This window comes from Phyllobacterium sp. CCNWLW109, assembly GCF_037203905.1.
Taxonomy (GTDB): Bacteria; Pseudomonadota; Alphaproteobacteria; order Rhizobiales; family Rhizobiaceae; genus Phyllobacterium; species Phyllobacterium ifriqiyense.
Genome location: NZ_JBBCBK010000002.1, coordinates 159838 through 176831 on the forward strand (window position 1 = coordinate 159838; position 16994 = coordinate 176831).

A 16994-nucleotide genomic window follows, 5' to 3' on the forward strand; every position below is an offset into this window, starting at 1 on the left:
CCTTTGTCGCAATGGATTTTTTCGGGTCCTGAGGCAATTTTATCACGGCAAAGCGCTTGGAGCGTTCAGCCGTTTTTCTTCAACAGGTTTTGTACCAGATCCTTGTCGATATTGCCGGTCGGCTTCAGACCATTATCCTTCTGGAACGCCATGATCGCCTCGCGGGTTTTGGAGCCGATTCTCCCGTCAGAACCACCAGCATCATAGCCGTTCTTGTTCAAAATCAGCTGGATGTTGCGCACGGCCTTTTCCATGTCGAGCGAACCGGTCTTCACAGGCGTTTCGCGCCATTGTTCAGGAATATTCAGCGCATTGGCGTCGGCATCCATCGCCTTTGGCTTCCACAGGGCAAAGGCAGCCTTGGCACGGGCAAGCTGATCGGGAGTCATCGCGTGCGCAACATCCTCACGCTTGGAAGCAGCATCGCTATCACCGGCTTGCGCCGCGATGGCGAACCATTTGTAGCTTTCTTCCAGATTTTGCTTCATGCCAACGCCCTTCGCCGAAAGTATGGCAAGGTTGAACTGGCTATCCTTGACGCCAAGCTCGGCAGCACGCGTGAACCAGCGTGCCGCCGCTTCATTGTCCGGTGCGCCATTTGTCCCGGCGGCCAACAGTACTGCGAGATTATGCATGGCGCTGGCGTTGCCTTGATTGGCGGCAAGTTCGTACCAGTGCTTGGCCTTCGCGGCATCGCGGTCTACGCCAAGCCCTTTTTCGTAGAAGTTGCCGATCCTGTATTGAGCAGGAGCAAAACCGCGCTCTGCGGCCAGCCTGTACCACTCGGCGGCTTTGCCATAATCGCTCGCAAGGCCACGGCCATCCATGTAGCGGTCGCCAATTTCAAACAGCGCCTTGTTATCGCCAGAGACGACAGCTGTGTGAAGTTCATCCGGCAATCCATCGGTTGGGATGGCAGGGATCGCCATGGGCTCAGATGACTTCGGCGGCACGGATTGGGTCGTCATGCTGGTGTCGACCGCTTCATTGACGGTCGCCGGCATTTGTTGCTGCGCAGCAATAACGCTTTCCACGCTTACCGGCGCAGGTTGCACCGCTGCAAGTTCGCGTGCAGCTGCTACCGGAGCGGGCTTTTCCACGACCTTGGCTGGCGCGGCTTTGGACGCTGTAGCTTGAGGTGCGACAGGATGGTCCAGAAAGGTTGCCTTCAACTGCAGTCCGGCAATAGCAATCATAATGGCGCCAATGGCCAAAAGAATAGGTTTGCGCTGCCTTGCGAGAAAACTCCGCTTGGGGTGATCCTCGCCAGCCAGTTCATCGGCTGTGGATGGTGAATTTTGCTGATTCTCCATTTCCGATGCCGCAGCCTGTGCTGCGCGGCGTGCGGCGGCAATGAAATCCGCCTTGCCGTTGCCGGATCCAGCCAGTTGCATCTCGCGCCGATCTTCGCGCACACGCTTGAGAATGGAATTCAGATCAGGCATGCCGGAACCCGGCTCAAGCGGACGATTAAGCAGGCTTGGATCGATATCCAGCTTCAAATCGGGTTCATCGCGCCCCATGTCGGTTTCTGGGTCTTGTGCCGGAGCTTGTTTGCTACGGCTCTTCAGACCGCGGGTCAGACCTCCAAATATCGATGTCTTTGCATTCGGCTCAGGGTCAGCCATCTCGCTATTGTAAGCGGCTGCTGCTTCGGGAGAGATTTCTTCGGACTTGGAGAACGTCGGAGTTGCAAAAGCAGGTTCGGTTATCGTCGGTTCATTTGTTACGGTATCCTGAACATGACGATAGACTGGAACAGGTCCGCTTTCCAAAGATGCCAGACGATCAACGATCTTCAACAGCGTGTCGTGGATCGCTTCAAATGTCTTTGTATTCCGGTCTTCCGACTTGCGGGCAAGACTTTCAAGAGTCTTCAGGTCGCCAGCAAGTTCGCGTGCAACCGCGCTATCATGGACATTCGTCACGCCAGAAATATTGCGGACAGCTTCAACGGCAGCATTACGCGCGGTTTCGACAATAAAATCCCGGTTGGCGGCGATTGATTCCTCAATTGCTTCCAGACGGGGAGGAATGGCGGCCATTTCAGCGTAGTGATCATTGGACTTGGCTAAATGCTCTGCAAGACCCGCAATCTGCAATTCGAGATTATGGATAGCGTCGGAAGTCTTATTATTTTGCGGAGCGCTTTCCCAAATGAAGCGGGCCATATCATCGAAGCGCGATTCAATACTGTCTGACAGTCGGATACCGCTATGCTCGCTCATCTGGTGGTGATCGTCGAGCCGCTGCGTAAGCTCTGCAAATCGCTGATCGATCGTGGCACTGAAGAGGGGATCAATCGCAGACTGCTGCGGCATGGCTTCGAGCTTTTCGATGACCTGCAGTACCCGATCTTCAAGATCGCGGAAATCCGAAATGCTGATGGCGGCAGGCGCATTCTGCAAATGACGCGCTACGGCGGCAAGATGTTCGGAAAGCGCATCAATGTTGATAGCGGGGCGCTTGGCCTGTTCGGCGAGATGGTCAACACGCTGTGCCAGTTCGCCCATGCGTTGCAGTATGACATCAGAAGTGCGATCTGGCGTTGTTGCTTGCACGCTGCTTGCCAATGATGCGATGCGCGCTTCCAGGCGTTCAAAAGCATCGGCTTCGGCAAAGCGTGCTGGCGTCTGGTGGGAGGTCGCAACGAGCGCCCGACTTATTTCGTCGAGGCGATCATCGATCTGCTGCATATAGCGGACTGGCATTGAAGCATTGTGTTGAGGTGCGTCATTGCGGCCAAGTTTGGCTACTGCCTGCTTCAATTCGTTAAGGTCGCCCCGCAGCATGGAAATCGCTGCCGGATCGTTGTCCAACTGCTTATTGTTAAAATGGTTGGCAGGTGCCGATGACTGCTGCAGCCGATTTAGCGTCGTATTGTGCAGGATCGAATTATTGGATGTTTCAGCATCATCGCGCATTTCCGTACGCAACTGCTTTAATTGCGCGGCTATGGCAGAAAGGTCATGCTTGCCATTTTGCAGCGGGCTTGCAGGCGCAACCTCACGGCGGGATGGTGATGCCAATCCGGCGCGCGAAGCCAATGCAGCAAAGCGATCAGCAATATCACTGCCGTCCTGCTCGTTTTCCGGCGCTTTGGGCCGCATGGCATTGCGCAACTGGCTTTCGAGTGCTTCGAGCGTGCGATTGAGATTGTCCAGCGACGTGGCATCGCGGCGGGCGCGATTGACATTGACCTGTTCCATCAGTGACCTCTGGTTCGTCATGAACGTCTGCTGCTCAAATTAACTCGCCAGTTGCCTGGCAATTTATACTGTGGATGCTCGAAGGAAAGCCGAGGCCGCGTTGCGCGTCGGGGCCAATCCGGAGAGCCGGGGCCCATGCCCCATGCGTTCCGACAAGCCGTGAAAAACAAATCACTTATAGACACGGTTCACCGTCGCGTTGACATTGGCGAAACGTGGTAAACAAGTGGTTAAGACCCCGGTTAAAGCGCTAAAATAACGACTAATTTAGTGGCAGTGATCTGATACAACGCGCGAAAGCTCAGATAACCGATTGCAGTCTGCATCCTGCGGAGAAATATTGAATGATACATCGCTGTTTATTGCTGCTGCTGGTCGCGGTATTTGCCCATATTGCATCAGCGGTCGCCTTTGCAGATGAATTGTCCATTCGCACCAACCAACTTGGCTATTTGCCGGATGGACCAAAGCTGGCGACGATTATATCGCCGTCAGATGCGCCTTTGGAATTTCAGCTTGTGGATGCTGAAAATGTATCGGTGTTGAAGGGCAGGACGAGGCCTATGGGTTTCGACGCGATGGCGGGACTGAAAACCCATCTGGCGGATTTCACAAATTATCGTAAGACAGGCGTAGGCTATCATCTGGTCGTGGGCGAAAGCACGAGCCCGGTTTTTTCCATCGAAGCCAATATCTATGATCGGTTGAGTGTGGATGCGCAGTCCTGGTTTTATCTGGCCCGAAGCGGCACAGAAATCAGAAAGGATATTGCCGGATCACTCTATGCGCGCCCCGCAGGACATCTGGGCATTGCACCGAACCTGGGCGACACATCTGTTCCATGTCTTGATCGCGACGCCGCTGCAAAGTTTTATGCCGAATTAAAATGGGACTGCAGCTACGAGCTCGACGTGACGGGTGGCTGGTATGATGCAGGCGACCAAGGCAAGTATGTCGTGAATGGTGGTATCGCTGTTTCCCAGCTTTTGGACACAGTCGAGCGGGGAAAGCTTTTTGCCAGCAATGCCGAAAAAGTCCTGAGCGACAGGCGGTCACGTTTGCCGGAGCAGGGCAATGGCGTGCCGGACATTCTCGATGAGGCGCGGTGGGAATTGGAATTCATGCTGAAAATGGTGGTTCCGCATGAGGAGCCATTGGCTGGCATGGTTCATCATAAGGTTCATGATACAAGTTGGACCGGTGTGCCCATGCTGCCTCATAATGATCCGCAACCGCGCGCACTTTATGCTCCTTCCACGGCAGCCACTCTGAATCTGGCGGCCGTCGCAGCCCAGGGTTCCCGCGTGTTCAAGAATTACGACGAAACATTTTCAACACGGCTTTTGACCTCGGCAAAACAGGCATGGTCTGCCGCACAAGCCCATCCTGATATTATTGCGCCATGGGCAAATTTCCACGGCGGTGGCGCCTATGGCGATGATGATGTCAGTGACGAATTCTATTGGGCCGCCGCTGAACTTTATCTTGCGACGGGCGATACGATCTATCTTTCCGCAATCAAAAGCTCGCCGCACTGGCGTGGTGACGTATTCAGCCGGGGCGGGCATGGTGCCTTCGACTGGGCGAATGTTGCCGGGCTTGCTCGTTTGCACCTCGCTCTTTACGCAAGCAAGCTGCTGGGAAGGGAGGACTGGGATGACGCTAGAACCTCTGTAATTGACGCTGCCGTGGATTTTATTGAACTCCAGAAGAAAGAGCCATTCGGACAAATATATCATCCCGACAATGGCCGATATGATTGGGGGAGCAATCATTCCATCCTGCAGAATATGATCGTCGTGTCCGCTGCTTACGATTTGAGCGATAAGCAGGAATATCTCGATAGCGTTCGCGAAAGCATGGATTATCTTCTGGGCCGCAATGCCATGAACATTTCTTATATTACAGGATACGGCACGATTTTTTCAAAGAATCAGCATAGCCGCTGGTTTGCTCACCAAATTGATTCCGACCTGCCTAATCCGCCGCCGGGTTCTCTTGCGGGAGGCGCAAACTCGTCGCTTGTTGATGATATTTCCAAGGAGAAGCTTGCTGGCTGCGCTCCCCAGCGATGCTATCTTGACGATATTGAAGCCTATGGCTCCAACGAGATTACGATCAACTGGAATGCCCCTCTGGTCTACATTGCCAATTTTCTCGACAATACACGCACGAAGTGATCCGTATTTCTGATCTTGCATTGTTCATTTCAAATCATGATGTACATGCTCTGCCGTTTCAAAAAAGCCAGTGCCTGCAAATTTTGACGTTTACGGAAACGTCAAAATTTGCTAAGAAGTACGAAATATTGGCAGCACGGATGCTCTGCGTGCTGTTTTTACTCGTTTTTGTTTTGGAGGAAGCTTATGCCGAGTTACCGCGCGCCCGTTGAAGACACGCTTTTTGTTCTCAATGATGTTCTGGGTTTTGAGCGTTACAATAATCTTGAAGGATTTGCAGATGCGTCGCCGGATATCGTTGACGCAATCCTCGGCGAAGGCGCAAAGCTTGCGGAAAACACCCTGTTCCCAATTAATCAATCGGGCGACCGGGAAGGCTGTGTACGCAATGCCGATGGTTCGGTAACAACGCCGAAAGGCTTCAAACAGGCATTTGATCAGTATCGCGAAGGTGGTTGGGTCGGATTGGCTGTACCCCAGGAGTTCGGTGGGCAGGGCCTACCATACGCGCTCCATGTGGCGGTTGGTGAATATATGGCTTCTGCCAATATGGCGCTGGTCATGTATCCGGGACTTACGCAAGGGGCTATTGCCGCAATCCTTACGCACGGAACGGATGAGCAAAAGCAAGCCTATCTGCCAAAGATGGTTGACGGCACCTGGACCGGTACCATGAACCTGACAGAACCGCATTGCGGCACTGATCTTGGACTGTTGCGCACAAAAGCTGTTCCAAATGGCGATGGTTCTTACAAGATTTCAGGACAGAAAATATTCATTTCCGCTGGCGAGCACGATATGGCGGAGAATATTGTCCATCTGGTACTCGCTCGCATTGAAGGCGCGCCAGAGGGCGTAAAGGGCATATCCCTATTCATTGTCCCCAAGTTCAATCTCGACGATAATGGCAATCCGGGAACCCGCAATAGCGTCTCCTGTGGTTCCATCGAAGAGAAAATGGGAATTCACGCCAATTCGACGTGCGTGATGAACTATGATGAAGCCAAGGGCTTCTTGATCGGCGGCGAGAACAAGGGCCTGCGCGCCATGTTCACCATGATGAACGAAGCTCGGCTTGGTGTTGCCTTGCAGGGCCTTTCAATTGGCGAGATCGCTTATCAGAACGCCGCCATTTATGCGCGTGAGCGTATTCAGGGCCGCTCTCTGACAGGTCCAAAAGCGCCGGATAAAAAGGCTGATCCACTTATCGTTCATCCTGATGTGCGCCGCATCCTTATGACGATCAAGTCGTTCAACGAGGCAGGGCGGGCCTTCATTCTCTGGTCTGCATTGAAATCCGATGTTGCACATCGTTCCGCAGACGAAGCGGAAAAGCAGTTGGCCGACGATATTCTCAGCCTGATGACCCCTGTGCTCAAAGGCGTTCTGACGGACAAGGGTTTTGAGCATGCCGTCATGGCACAGCAGGTTTTTGGTGGCCATGGCTATATTGAAGAGCACGGAATGAGCCAATATGTCCGCGATGCGCGCATTGCCATGATCTATGAAGGCGCAAGCGGTGTTCAAGCCTTGGATTTGGTCGGACGCAAGCTTGGCGCCAATGGCGGCCGCGCTATCATGGCTTTCTTTAAGGAGGTCGGCGACTTCTGCGAAGAAAATCGTGGTGACGAGAAGCTTGCCTTCTACACCAAGCATTTGAAAAAAGGTCTCAATGACCTGCAGGCAGCGGCCATGTGGCTGATGCAAAATGGCATGGCCAATCCGGACAATGCCGGAGCGGCATCCACCGATTTCATGCATCTCTTTGGCTTGGTGTCGCTGGGTTATATGTGGGCGCAGATGGCCAAGGCGGCAAATGCAAAATTGGATGATGGCGCAGAAAACAAAGCGTTTTACGAAACCAAGCTGATCACGGGCAAGTATTTCATGGAACGCGTAATGCCTGAGACCTCTGCCCATCTGGCACGTATCCAGACTGGAGCCGATACAATGATGGCGCTTGCGGCAGAAGCATTCTAAGCTGATGCAACGCAGCCACGGGCCGCGGTCGCGCGGCCTGCTTTAACAAATCTCGGGAGGATTGTCATGGGTGTGCGACCAGAAGACGTGTTGGGTGTTCCAAGGCCTGAATGGAAAACTGACGACGTCGTCATGCTGCAAGAAATGGCCGCAAAATTCCTTGAGGCCGAGGTCCTGCCGCATTATGACCGCTTTGAAAAGCAGGAAATTTTTGACCGTTCCGTATGGGAACTGGCAGGCCAAAACGGGCTTCTCTGCGCCTCTATGCCAGAGGAATATGGTGGTTCTGGCGGTACCTACGCCCATGAAAGCGCCATTCTCGAAGCGATCAGCCATGTCGGTGTCGATGGCTTTGGCATTGCCCTGCACAATTCCATCGTAGCACCCTATATCCTGCATTATGGCTCAGAAGAGCAAAAGCAGAGATGGTTGCCAAAAATGGCAACTGGCGAATTGATCGGCGCTATTGCCATGACTGAGCCCGGTGCAGGTTCCGATCTGCAAGGCGTTAAGACCAGCGCGAAGAAAGATGGCAATCACTATGTCATCAATGGTTCAAAGACCTTTATTACCAATGGTCAATTGGCAAATCTGGTCATTGTTGTCGCCAAGACTGATCCGGCTCAGGGCGCCAAAGGTACCTCGTTGCTGATTGTTGAGACTGACGGGCAGGAGGGTTTTGAGCGTGGCCGTAACCTCGATAAGGTCGGGTTGAAATCCAATGATACATCCGAGCTGTTCTTCAACGAGGTGCGGGTACCGACATCTAATCTTTTGGGCACCGAAGAAGGACAGGGATTTGTCCAGCTAATGCAGCAATTGCCGCAGGAACGGTTGCAAATTGGCGGTACTGCCATTGCCATGGCGGAACGCGCCATTGCAATTACCAGTGACTATGTGAAGGAGCGTAAAGCCTTCGGCAAGGCTGTGATCGAGTTCCAGAACACCCAGTTCAAGCTGGCGGAATTAAAAACCGAAGCAACGATAGGCCGGGTGTTCTACAATCATTGTGTTGAGCGGCATGTAAATGGTGGGCTTGATCCGGTGACAGCCTCCATGGCCAAATATTGGCTGACAGACCTGCAAAACAAGGTCGTGGATGAGTGCCTCCAGCTACATGGTGGCTATGGCTATATGAATGAATATCCAATCGCCCGCATGTTCCGTGACGCTCGCGTCCAGCGGATTTATGGCGGCACCAACGAAATCATGAAGCTTTTGATCGCCCGCAGCCTTTGAGCCTGCGGTAGCAACAGGGAGTATATTATGGCCGACGCATATATTTACGATCACGTCCGCACACCGCGTGGCAAGGGCAAGAAAGATGGCAGCCTGCATGAGGTTCCTGCCGTTCGCCTTGGTGCGCATGTTCTCGAAGCCTTGCGTGACCGCAATGGGTTGGACACTGGCCTGGTCGACGATATCATTTATGGCTGTGTCGATCCGGTCGGCGAAGCTGGCGCTGTTATCCCTCGCTCTTCCGCTTTTGAAGCCGGGTATGATTTCAAAGCTCCAGGCATGCAGATATCGCGTTTCTGCGCTTCCGGCCTCGATGCAGTAAATTTTGCTGCGGCCAAGATTGTGCAAGGCGCAGATGATATCGTTATCGCTGGCGGCGTTGAATCCATGTCACGCGTCGGAATGGGCATGTCCGGCGGTGCCTGGTATATGGATCCGTCAGTCGGCTTGCCGGGCTATTTTATGCCTCAGGGCGTCTCGGCCGATCTTATCGCCACGAAATATGGTTTCACCCGCGATGATGTCGATGCATACGCTGTCGAGAGTCAGAAGCGTGCGGGCGAAGCCTGGAAGAAGGGTTATTTCAAGAATTCCGTCCTGACCATCAAGGATGTCAACGGTCTGACAATCCTGGACCATGACGAGCATATGCGTCCAACAACAGATATGCAGGCTTTGGCATCGCTCAATCCTTCCTTTGTCATGCCCGGCGAAATGGGCGGTTTTAATGCTGTCGGCATTCAGGCCCATCCGGAAGTTGAAACTATCAATCACGTGCATCATGCCGGTAATTCATCCGGTATTGTTGATGGTGCCGCCGGTGTTCTTCTTGGCTCCAAGAGTGCTGGTAAGGCGCTATCGGCCAAACCGCGTGCCCGCATCCGAGCATTTGCCAATATAGGTTCTGATCCGGCTCTGATGTTGACTGGTCCTGTCGATGTGACAGAGAAGTTGTTGAAGCGCGCCAAGATGAAAATCTCGGACATCGATCTGTTTGAGCTCAACGAAGCCTTTGCCGCTGTCGTTCTGCGTTACATGCAGGCATTCGACATTCCGCGTGACAAGATTAACGTCAATGGTGGCGCGATTGCCATGGGCCATCCACTCGGCGCAACAGGCGCAATGATCCTTGGCACGGTTCTTGACGAACTTGAGCGCCGCGATCTGAATATCGCGCTGGTAACCCTATGCATTGGCGCTGGTATGGGCACTGCAACCATCATCGAACGCGTTTGAGGAGAGAGAATATGACTTATACAAACTTCAAATTCGACGTCGATGCAGATGGTATTGCTCTCGTCACATGGGACATGCCCGACAAATCCATGAACGTCTTCACAGAAGAGGTCATGAAGGAACTGGATGCCATCGTCGACAAGGTTGCAGGTGATGCTGCGATCAAGGGCGCTGTGATAACATCCGGCAAAGATACGTTCTCTGGCGGCGCGGATTTGACCATGCTCAAGCGCATGTTCCAGCTCTTTCAGGACGAGAAAGCAAAAGATCCTCAAAAAGCAGTAGAGCTGCTTTTCGAAACGACAGGCAAAATGGGTAGCCTGTTCCGCAAACTCGAAACATCGGGCAAGCCCTGGGTTTCGGCGATCAATGGCACTTGCATGGGCGGTGCTTTTGAAATGTCGCTCGCTTGCCATGGCCGCGTGGTTTCTGACGATCCTTCGGTTAAAATGGCTTTGCCTGAAGTCAAGGTCGGTATTTTCCCCGGTGCCGGCGGAACGCAGCGCGTCCCGCGCCTGACCAATCAGCAAGATGCCTTGCAGATGATGACAACTGGTTCAAGCCTGACTGCATCGCGCGCCAAGGCTATGGGATTGGTGCATGAAATTGCTCCGGCCAAGAAACTGGTCGAAGCTGCCAAGAAGATGATCAAGGATGGCTTGAAGCCGGTGCAGCCTTGGGACGAAAAGGGTTTCAAACTGCCAGGTGGGGCAATCTATTCTGCCGCCGGTGCTAATCTGTGGCCAGCTGCCACGGCTATTTTGCGCCGTGAAACCTATGGCAATTATCCAGGTGCCGCATCGATCCTGAAATCGGTCTATGAAGGTCTGCTCGTCCCCTTCGATACAGCTCTCAAGATCGAACAGCGCTACTTCACGAAAATTTTGCAGACCACTGAAGCAAGCATGATGATCCGCTCGCTGTTCATCTCCCTGCAGGAATTGAACAAGGGCGCGCGCCGTCCTGACGATGTGAAGCCCACGAAATTCAAGAAGGTCGGCGTTGTCGGCGCTGGTTTCATGGGGGCAAGTATTGCCTATGTTACCGCGAAAGCCGGCATTCCTGTCGTTCTTATCGACCAAAGCGTTGAAGCCGCGGAGAAGGGTAAGGCTCACTCTGCTGATCTGATTACCAAGGAAGTACAGAAGGGCAAAGCGACTGCTCAGGATAAAGAGGCGCTTCTCGACCTGATCACCACCTCGTCGGACTATGCCGATCTTGATGGTGCTGACCTTGTTATCGAAGCGGTGTTTGAAGATCGTGAAGTGAAACGGGTCGTGACGGAAAAGGCCGAGGCCGTGCTTAAACCTGGCGCTGTTTTCGCGTCAAACACTTCGACGCTTCCCATTACTGGTCTAGCAAAAGTTTCTGTCCGGCCAAAAAACTTTATCGGCATTCATTTCTTCTCGCCCGTCGACAAGATGATGCTGGTGGAGGTCATTATGGGCAAGAAAACCTCCGAAAAGGCGCTTGCCGTGGCGCTCGATTATGTGCGCGCTATCAAGAAGACGCCCATTGTCGTCAACGATACCCGTGGGTTCTACGTCAATCGCTGCGTCCTGCGGTACATGTCAGAGTCCTACAACATGCTGATTGAGGGCGTTCCTCCGGCAATGATCGAGAATGCCGCTCGCATGGCAGGGATGCCCGTTGGCCCATTGGCTCTCGGCGATGAAACGGCAATCGATCTTGCTCAGAAAATCCTGAAGGCGACGCTTGCTGATCTTGGCCCCAAGGCGGTCGACCCGCGTCACGTAGAGCTGATCAATACGCTGGTTGATAAATATGATCGTCGTGGCCGCAAAAATGGCAAGGGCTTCTACGACTATCCTGCCAAGCCTGCGAAAAAACATTTGTGGCCGGAGTTGAAGACACTCTATCCGCAACAGGATGCCGATAAGATCGACGTTGAAGTGCTTAAACAGCGTTTCCTTGTAACGATCGCTCTGGAAGCGGCACGCGTGATGGAGGAGGGGATCGTTACCGATCCGCGCGAGGCAGATGTTGGCTCCATTTTGGCCTTCGGCTTTGCTCCTTATACGGGTGGAACGTTGTCATATATTGACGGTATCGGCGCAGCGAAGTTCGTTGAGATCGCCAAGGGGCTGCAGCGGAAATATGGAGCGCAATTCAAAGCTCCAAAGCTCTTGCTCGATATGGCCGAAAAGGGCGATACGTTTTACGAGCGCTTCAATCCCTATCCTGCGGCAAAGACAAAGAAAGCCGCTTAGTATCAAGGCGGGGACCGTTTGAACGGTTCCCGCCTTTTCTAGAATAATAAAATAATGGCGGTTTGAATAAGCGGAATAAGAAAGTTTTCCGTAATTTCTCTCGACTTTTGTTAAGATGCCGCTTAAAATCATGTTCAAGGTATTTTTTCCTTTTACTTGGATATGTCCATGTTTTCACATGACCGCATATGGGCGGCCATCGATGCGCTGGCTCAACGTCATTCTCTTTCCGTGTCCGGGTTGGCGAAGCGTGCCGGCCTTGACCCAACGACATTCAACAAATCCAAGCGATATGCTGCGGATGGCCGCGCGCGTTGGCCCTCAACCGAGTCACTGGCAAAGATCATGGAAGCAACTGGCGCTTCTCTGGATGAGTTCATGACGCTAGTGCACGGAAAAGCATTCAATGCTGCTGGCGCAGCGATGCGATCCATCCCGCTTCTGGGTTTCGCGCAAGCTGGTGCAGGCGGATTTTTCGACGATGGCGGCTTTCCTGTCGGCCAGGGATGGGATGTTGTGGAGTTTCCTATCGGACCGGACGATGCGGTCTATGCGCTTGAAGTGTCGGGAGATTCAATGCTGCCTCTTTACCGGGATGGCGATACAATTATCGTGGCGCCCGGCGCAGCTATAAGGCGGGGTGACCGTGTGGTTGTTCGAACCAAGGACGGCGAAGTCATGGCAAAAATTCTTTCACGTCAGACGCCTCGGACAATAGAACTACAGTCAATGAATCCCGAACATGCAAACAGGACTTTTGACGCAGCCCATATTGATTGGATTGCGCGTATCCTTTGGGCGAGCCAATAGGAATTCGCACTCATGCGCCAGATACCGCTCTATGTCCTGACCAGTCTGGTCGCGCTGGCTCTAGCTTATTCCTTCATTGCACCCTTCCATGGAGCGCTTGAGTCAACCATTGCGTCGGATCAGGAAGTGAGTGCTGCTGTCGAGGATTTTGAGCTGCCGGCCGAAATGCAGAGCGGAGCTTCGCCAGAGCAGGATCAACCAGCCCCACAAGAAGAGGCTCAATCAACCATTGATCAGCTTCCTCTGCGTCAGGTGGATCCGGATGATGGCACTGCTCCCACGAAGGTGGGACCATTGGAGCGCATAGCTCCCCGCCAGCCTTTAAGCGATATCGGTCAGGCTACGCCTCCTGCTCCACCCCCCGCAGCTGTGGCAGTGGACGATACCGCAAAACCGGCCTTGCTTTACCGGCCTGTCGCGACAAGTGCAGGCGACATCGAAGTATCCGGATACAAGATTTCACTTAGGGGGATAAATGCGCCGGCTATTGAAGAAACCTGCAATGCCGATGGCGTTGATTGGCCCTGTGGGATGGCTGCGCGCACTGCCTTGCGCAATTGGCTGCGCTCACGCGCAATCGAGTGCAACGTACCGGGGCAGCCCTCGGATGAACTGATTGCAACTGAATGCAAGCTGGGAAGTATGGATATTGCCGATTGGCTCGTGTCAAATGGCTGGGCGCGTGCCCAAGACGGTACGCCTGCGGTTGAGATGATGAAAAAAGCCCAGGAGCAAAAGCTTGGTATGTTCGGCAGTGCGCCGCCATCCTTACCAACGGACACGGAACTGCCGCTGCCTCAGCCGACAGAAACACCCGAGATCATTGAAAATCCCGTCGCACCCCCGCCACTTACCTCTCCCGACGCTCCGTTTCCACCCGCCCCACAGTAATGTCTCAAGGCAGGTGGCATACGGCTTCGATATTGTGCCCGTCGGCATCACGAATGAACGCCGCGTAATAGTTTGGATGGTAGTGAAGCCGTAACCCGGGTTGCCCATTGTCACTGCCGCCTGCTGTTAATCCCGCTTTGTGGAAAGCATCGACAATATCGCGGCTGTTCACTCTAAAGGCCACGTGGAGGGGCGGCTTGTTCGGTGTGCCGCTGATCACCCAAAAATCAGGTTTACCATTTTCGCCGAAACCGGCGACGTCGGCATGGCCGGTGATCGAAGCCGGGATTTCGGTAATCAACGTGTATCCGATTGTAGCCAGCGTATTGGCGTAGAACTTTTTACTCTGCTCGAAATCGCTGACGATTATCCCGGTATGGTCAATCATTCACGTCTCCAAATGAACTCCGATCAGAGTAACTCACCAGCCAGCGCTTTAGCAATCAAAGCACGTGTTTCCTCGATACCATATAATGCCACGAATGAACCAAAACGTGGCCCGCGTTCCTGACCGATTAGAACTTCATAGAGCATCTGGAAGAACGATACGGCGACGCCGGGGCCACCCTCCGGGCTTTTCTTGGTGTGATCCTGATAACGCTCTATTGCACGCGCAACATCCAGAATTGCATTCTGTATGGTATTGCCATCGGCACCGGTCGGCAATGTCGACAATTTTTCCGACATTTCTTGCAGCGCGACCCGCTCTACCTCATCGGGCATGCGGAACTTCTTGGTGGGTTTGACGAAATCGTTGAAGTACCGAATGGCGTAGGTCACCAATGCGTCGAGCTCTGGGTTTTTCTCCGGCGTAACACCTGCGGCGTGGCGCGAAATAAATCCCCAAAGAACGCTGCTGCTATCCGCATTGGATGCGCTGACGAGATTGAGCAACAGGGCAAAGGGCACAGGCATTTCCACGGTTGGCGGATTACCGCTGTGCAGGTGCCAAACCGGATTATTCAGCCGGTCTTTCCATGATTGCCGCTCATAGGCCGAAAGATACGTGAAATACTCGTCTACAGCCTTGGGAATAACATCAAAATACAAGCGCTTTGCGGTGCGCGGCTTCTGGAACATGTACAGCCCCAGACTTTCAGTCGGAGCATAGGACAGCCACTCATCGATGCTGAGGCCATTTCCCTTGGACTTGGAAATCTTCTGCCCGATATCATCGAGGAACAATTCGTAGACGAAGTGCTCGGGCGCGCGTCCGCCCAGTATCTCGCAAATACGATCATAGATAATCGCATTTGTTTGATGATCCTTGCCGAACATCTCAAAATCAACACCAAGGGCTGCCCAACGCATGCCGAAATCCGGCTTCCATTGCAGCTTGACGTTGCCCCCCGTTACGGAAAGGGTCGTTTCCTCACCATTTTCATCGTCAAAGGTTATCGTGCCGTTCTTCGCGTCGACCTTCTTCATCGGCACATAGAGAACCCGCCCGCTTGTTGGCGAAATTGGCAGGAATGGGCTGTAAGTTGCCTGACGCTCTTCACCAAGTGTCGGCAACATGACCTTCATTATGTCATCATAGCGTTCGACGGCGCGCAGCAAGACCTCATCAAAGCGGCCATCCTTGTAATATTCAGTTGCGCTGGCAAATTCGTAATCGAAGCCGAACGTATCGAGAAACCGGCACAGCATGACGTTGTTATGGTCAGCGAAGCTCTTATAGTCACCGCCATAGGGATTAGGGACCGATGACAGCGGCTTATGCAGGTGAGGTTGCAGCATTGACGGGTCCGGCACATTGTCCGGTATCTTGCGCATACCATCCATATCGTCGGAGAAGCACAAAAGTTTCGTTTTCACGGTGTCATTGGTCAAAACCCGGAAGGCATGCCGCACCATAGTAGTGCGAGCAACTTCACCGAATGTGCCGATATGCGGCAAGCCGGAAGGGCCGTAACCAGTTTCGAAAAGAACCGTCTCTGGATATCCGGTCTTCTGGTAGCGTTTGACAATCTTCTGCGCCTCTTCGAAGGGCCAAGCTTTGGCCTCTGCTGCCGCCGCGATCAATTCGGGGGTCAGTTCGATATGGGTGTTTGGGCGCGAAGTCATTCGTTTATCCTGTATTGCTGCTATATTGTGGAGCGGGCGGACACTATGGCGGCAGATATCCCGCGTCAATCGCATGTGTCCCTGCAGCGCCCGGTCAGAATTGATTTTTTACGCTTATAGGGTGCCGTTAATAAAAATCGACGGGGAAATACCGCAAATACAGCTCCGATATCGTACCCTTTGCTTCCATTGACTTCAGGGCAAAATTGAAGCCTTCGGCAAGGTCATTGTTTTGAAGCGTTGTAGCAATCATCAATCCGTCGCCGAGAAATTGCGGGGCGGTATAGGGGCGTCCTGCAAAGACACAGCAGTTTGCAGCATCGGTGCTGCCGATCCAGAATGACAAATCTGAACCATCACCAAATACGGCATCAATCTTTTTTGCTTTAAGATCCTTGAGCATAAGATCGCGTGTGGGATAGCCAATCCAATGAGCTTTTGGAAAGTAATCTGCGAATATCGCCTGGTGCACGGAGTCTGAAATCACGCCGACATTCTTGCTTTCCAATACTTTGTCGATTGGGTCGCTCAATTGATTGTCTCTTAATGTCACAAAGCGCGCCACCAAGCGTATATATGGTGCCGTAAAGGCATATTTTTGCCTAAGCGCAGCCGTAGGCCTTAATCCGGCAAGTATGGCTTCCGCCTCACCGCTCTCCAGAGCTGTCTGCAGTTCGTTCCATGGCCGCGCTTCTATTTGACAGATCGCTGTAACATCAAGCTCGGCGCATATCGCCCGCGCCAGATCAATATTGAAACCCGATATGCGGCCGGTATTGTCAATGAAATTAAATGGCGGGTAGTCGACGGTTGTAACAAAACGGATGCGCTTGACCGCCGTCAGATCAGGTTTGGACACCCGCTCGCGTCCGTCCCAATAATGGGGAAAATCCCCGGCATAAGCCGTCTGCGCTATCGTTAGCAGAAGAAGCCCCAACACAAAGGTGACGATAGATCGAAAATACATGAGGTCTCGGAACGCACTGATTTGCACAGAGGCTAGCGCATAAGGCGGAAAACCGAAACCGCTATTTGAACGCATAGGTTTATATAATTGCGCGGACTGCACGCAGCAGTGTTGTATATAGACTAAAATACTATTGACCCGCGTATATATTGAACAATTATAGTGATTTATTGTATAGTTGCTT

Annotated in this window: 11 protein-coding genes; 7 read left to right on the forward strand and 4 right to left on the reverse strand. The window is 53.0% G+C overall.

Annotated elements, in window-relative coordinates; genetic code table 11:
* Positions 1 to 65 precede the first annotated feature (65 nt).
* Positions 66 to 3230: a peptidoglycan-binding protein gene (locus V9K92_RS06090; protein ID WP_337353570.1), complete on the reverse strand. Its 3165-nt coding sequence runs from the start codon at positions 3228 to 3230 to the stop codon at positions 66 to 68.
* Between the two features lie 323 nt (positions 3231 to 3553).
* Here V9K92_RS06090 and V9K92_RS06095 point away from each other — a divergent pair, with 323 nt between their 5' ends.
* From V9K92_RS06095 to V9K92_RS06125, 7 genes are all read left to right on the forward strand, one after another.
* The gene (locus tag V9K92_RS06095; protein ID WP_337353571.1) at positions 3554 to 5389 is read left to right on the forward strand and encodes a glycoside hydrolase family 9 protein; all 1836 of its coding nucleotides are present in this window, start codon (positions 3554 to 3556) and stop codon (positions 5387 to 5389) included.
* 186 nt (positions 5390 to 5575) lie between these two features.
* Positions 5576 to 7369, forward strand: coding sequence for an acyl-CoA dehydrogenase C-terminal domain-containing protein (locus tag V9K92_RS06100; protein WP_337353572.1), 1794 nt, complete (start codon positions 5576 to 5578; stop codon positions 7367 to 7369).
* A 66-nt stretch (positions 7370 to 7435) separates the two neighbouring features.
* A complete protein-coding gene (locus tag V9K92_RS06105; protein WP_115051331.1) occupies positions 7436 to 8608 on the forward strand; it encodes an acyl-CoA dehydrogenase family protein in 1173 nt (390 codons plus the stop codon).
* Between the two features lie 27 nt (positions 8609 to 8635).
* Positions 8636 to 9844, forward strand: coding sequence for an acetyl-CoA C-acetyltransferase (locus tag V9K92_RS06110; protein ID WP_337353573.1), 1209 nt, complete (start codon positions 8636 to 8638; stop codon positions 9842 to 9844).
* Between the two features lie 11 nt (positions 9845 to 9855).
* Positions 9856 to 12075 carry a 3-hydroxyacyl-CoA dehydrogenase NAD-binding domain-containing protein gene (locus tag V9K92_RS06115; RefSeq protein WP_337353574.1) on the forward strand — a complete coding sequence of 740 codons (2220 nt, stop codon included), beginning with the start codon at positions 9856 to 9858 and terminating at the stop codon, positions 12073 to 12075.
* Positions 12076 to 12243: 168 nt separating this feature from the next.
* Complete coding sequence (locus V9K92_RS06120) at positions 12244 to 12885, forward strand: helix-turn-helix transcriptional regulator (RefSeq protein WP_337353575.1); 642 nt, start codon at positions 12244 to 12246, stop codon at positions 12883 to 12885.
* A gap of 12 nt (positions 12886 to 12897) precedes the next feature.
* Positions 12898 to 13776 (forward strand): thermonuclease family protein, encoded by an 879-nt coding sequence (locus tag V9K92_RS06125; protein WP_337353576.1) that lies wholly within the window; start codon positions 12898 to 12900, stop codon positions 13774 to 13776.
* 4 nt (positions 13777 to 13780) lie between these two features.
* Here the strand turns inward: V9K92_RS06125 and V9K92_RS06130 are convergent, their stop codons facing one another.
* From V9K92_RS06130 to V9K92_RS06140, 3 genes are all read right to left on the reverse strand, one after another.
* Positions 13781 to 14164 (reverse strand): VOC family protein, encoded by a 384-nt coding sequence (locus tag V9K92_RS06130; RefSeq protein ID WP_307282645.1) that lies wholly within the window; start codon positions 14162 to 14164, stop codon positions 13781 to 13783.
* A 23-nt stretch (positions 14165 to 14187) separates the two neighbouring features.
* Positions 14188 to 15843 carry a lysine--tRNA ligase gene (locus tag V9K92_RS06135; protein ID WP_337353577.1) on the reverse strand — a complete coding sequence of 552 codons (1656 nt, stop codon included), beginning with the start codon at positions 15841 to 15843 and terminating at the stop codon, positions 14188 to 14190.
* Positions 15844 to 15970: 127 nt separating this feature from the next.
* Positions 15971 to 16810 (reverse strand): transporter substrate-binding domain-containing protein, encoded by an 840-nt coding sequence (locus V9K92_RS06140; RefSeq protein WP_337353578.1) that lies wholly within the window; start codon positions 16808 to 16810, stop codon positions 15971 to 15973.
* Positions 16811 to 16994: the final 184 nt, after the last annotated feature.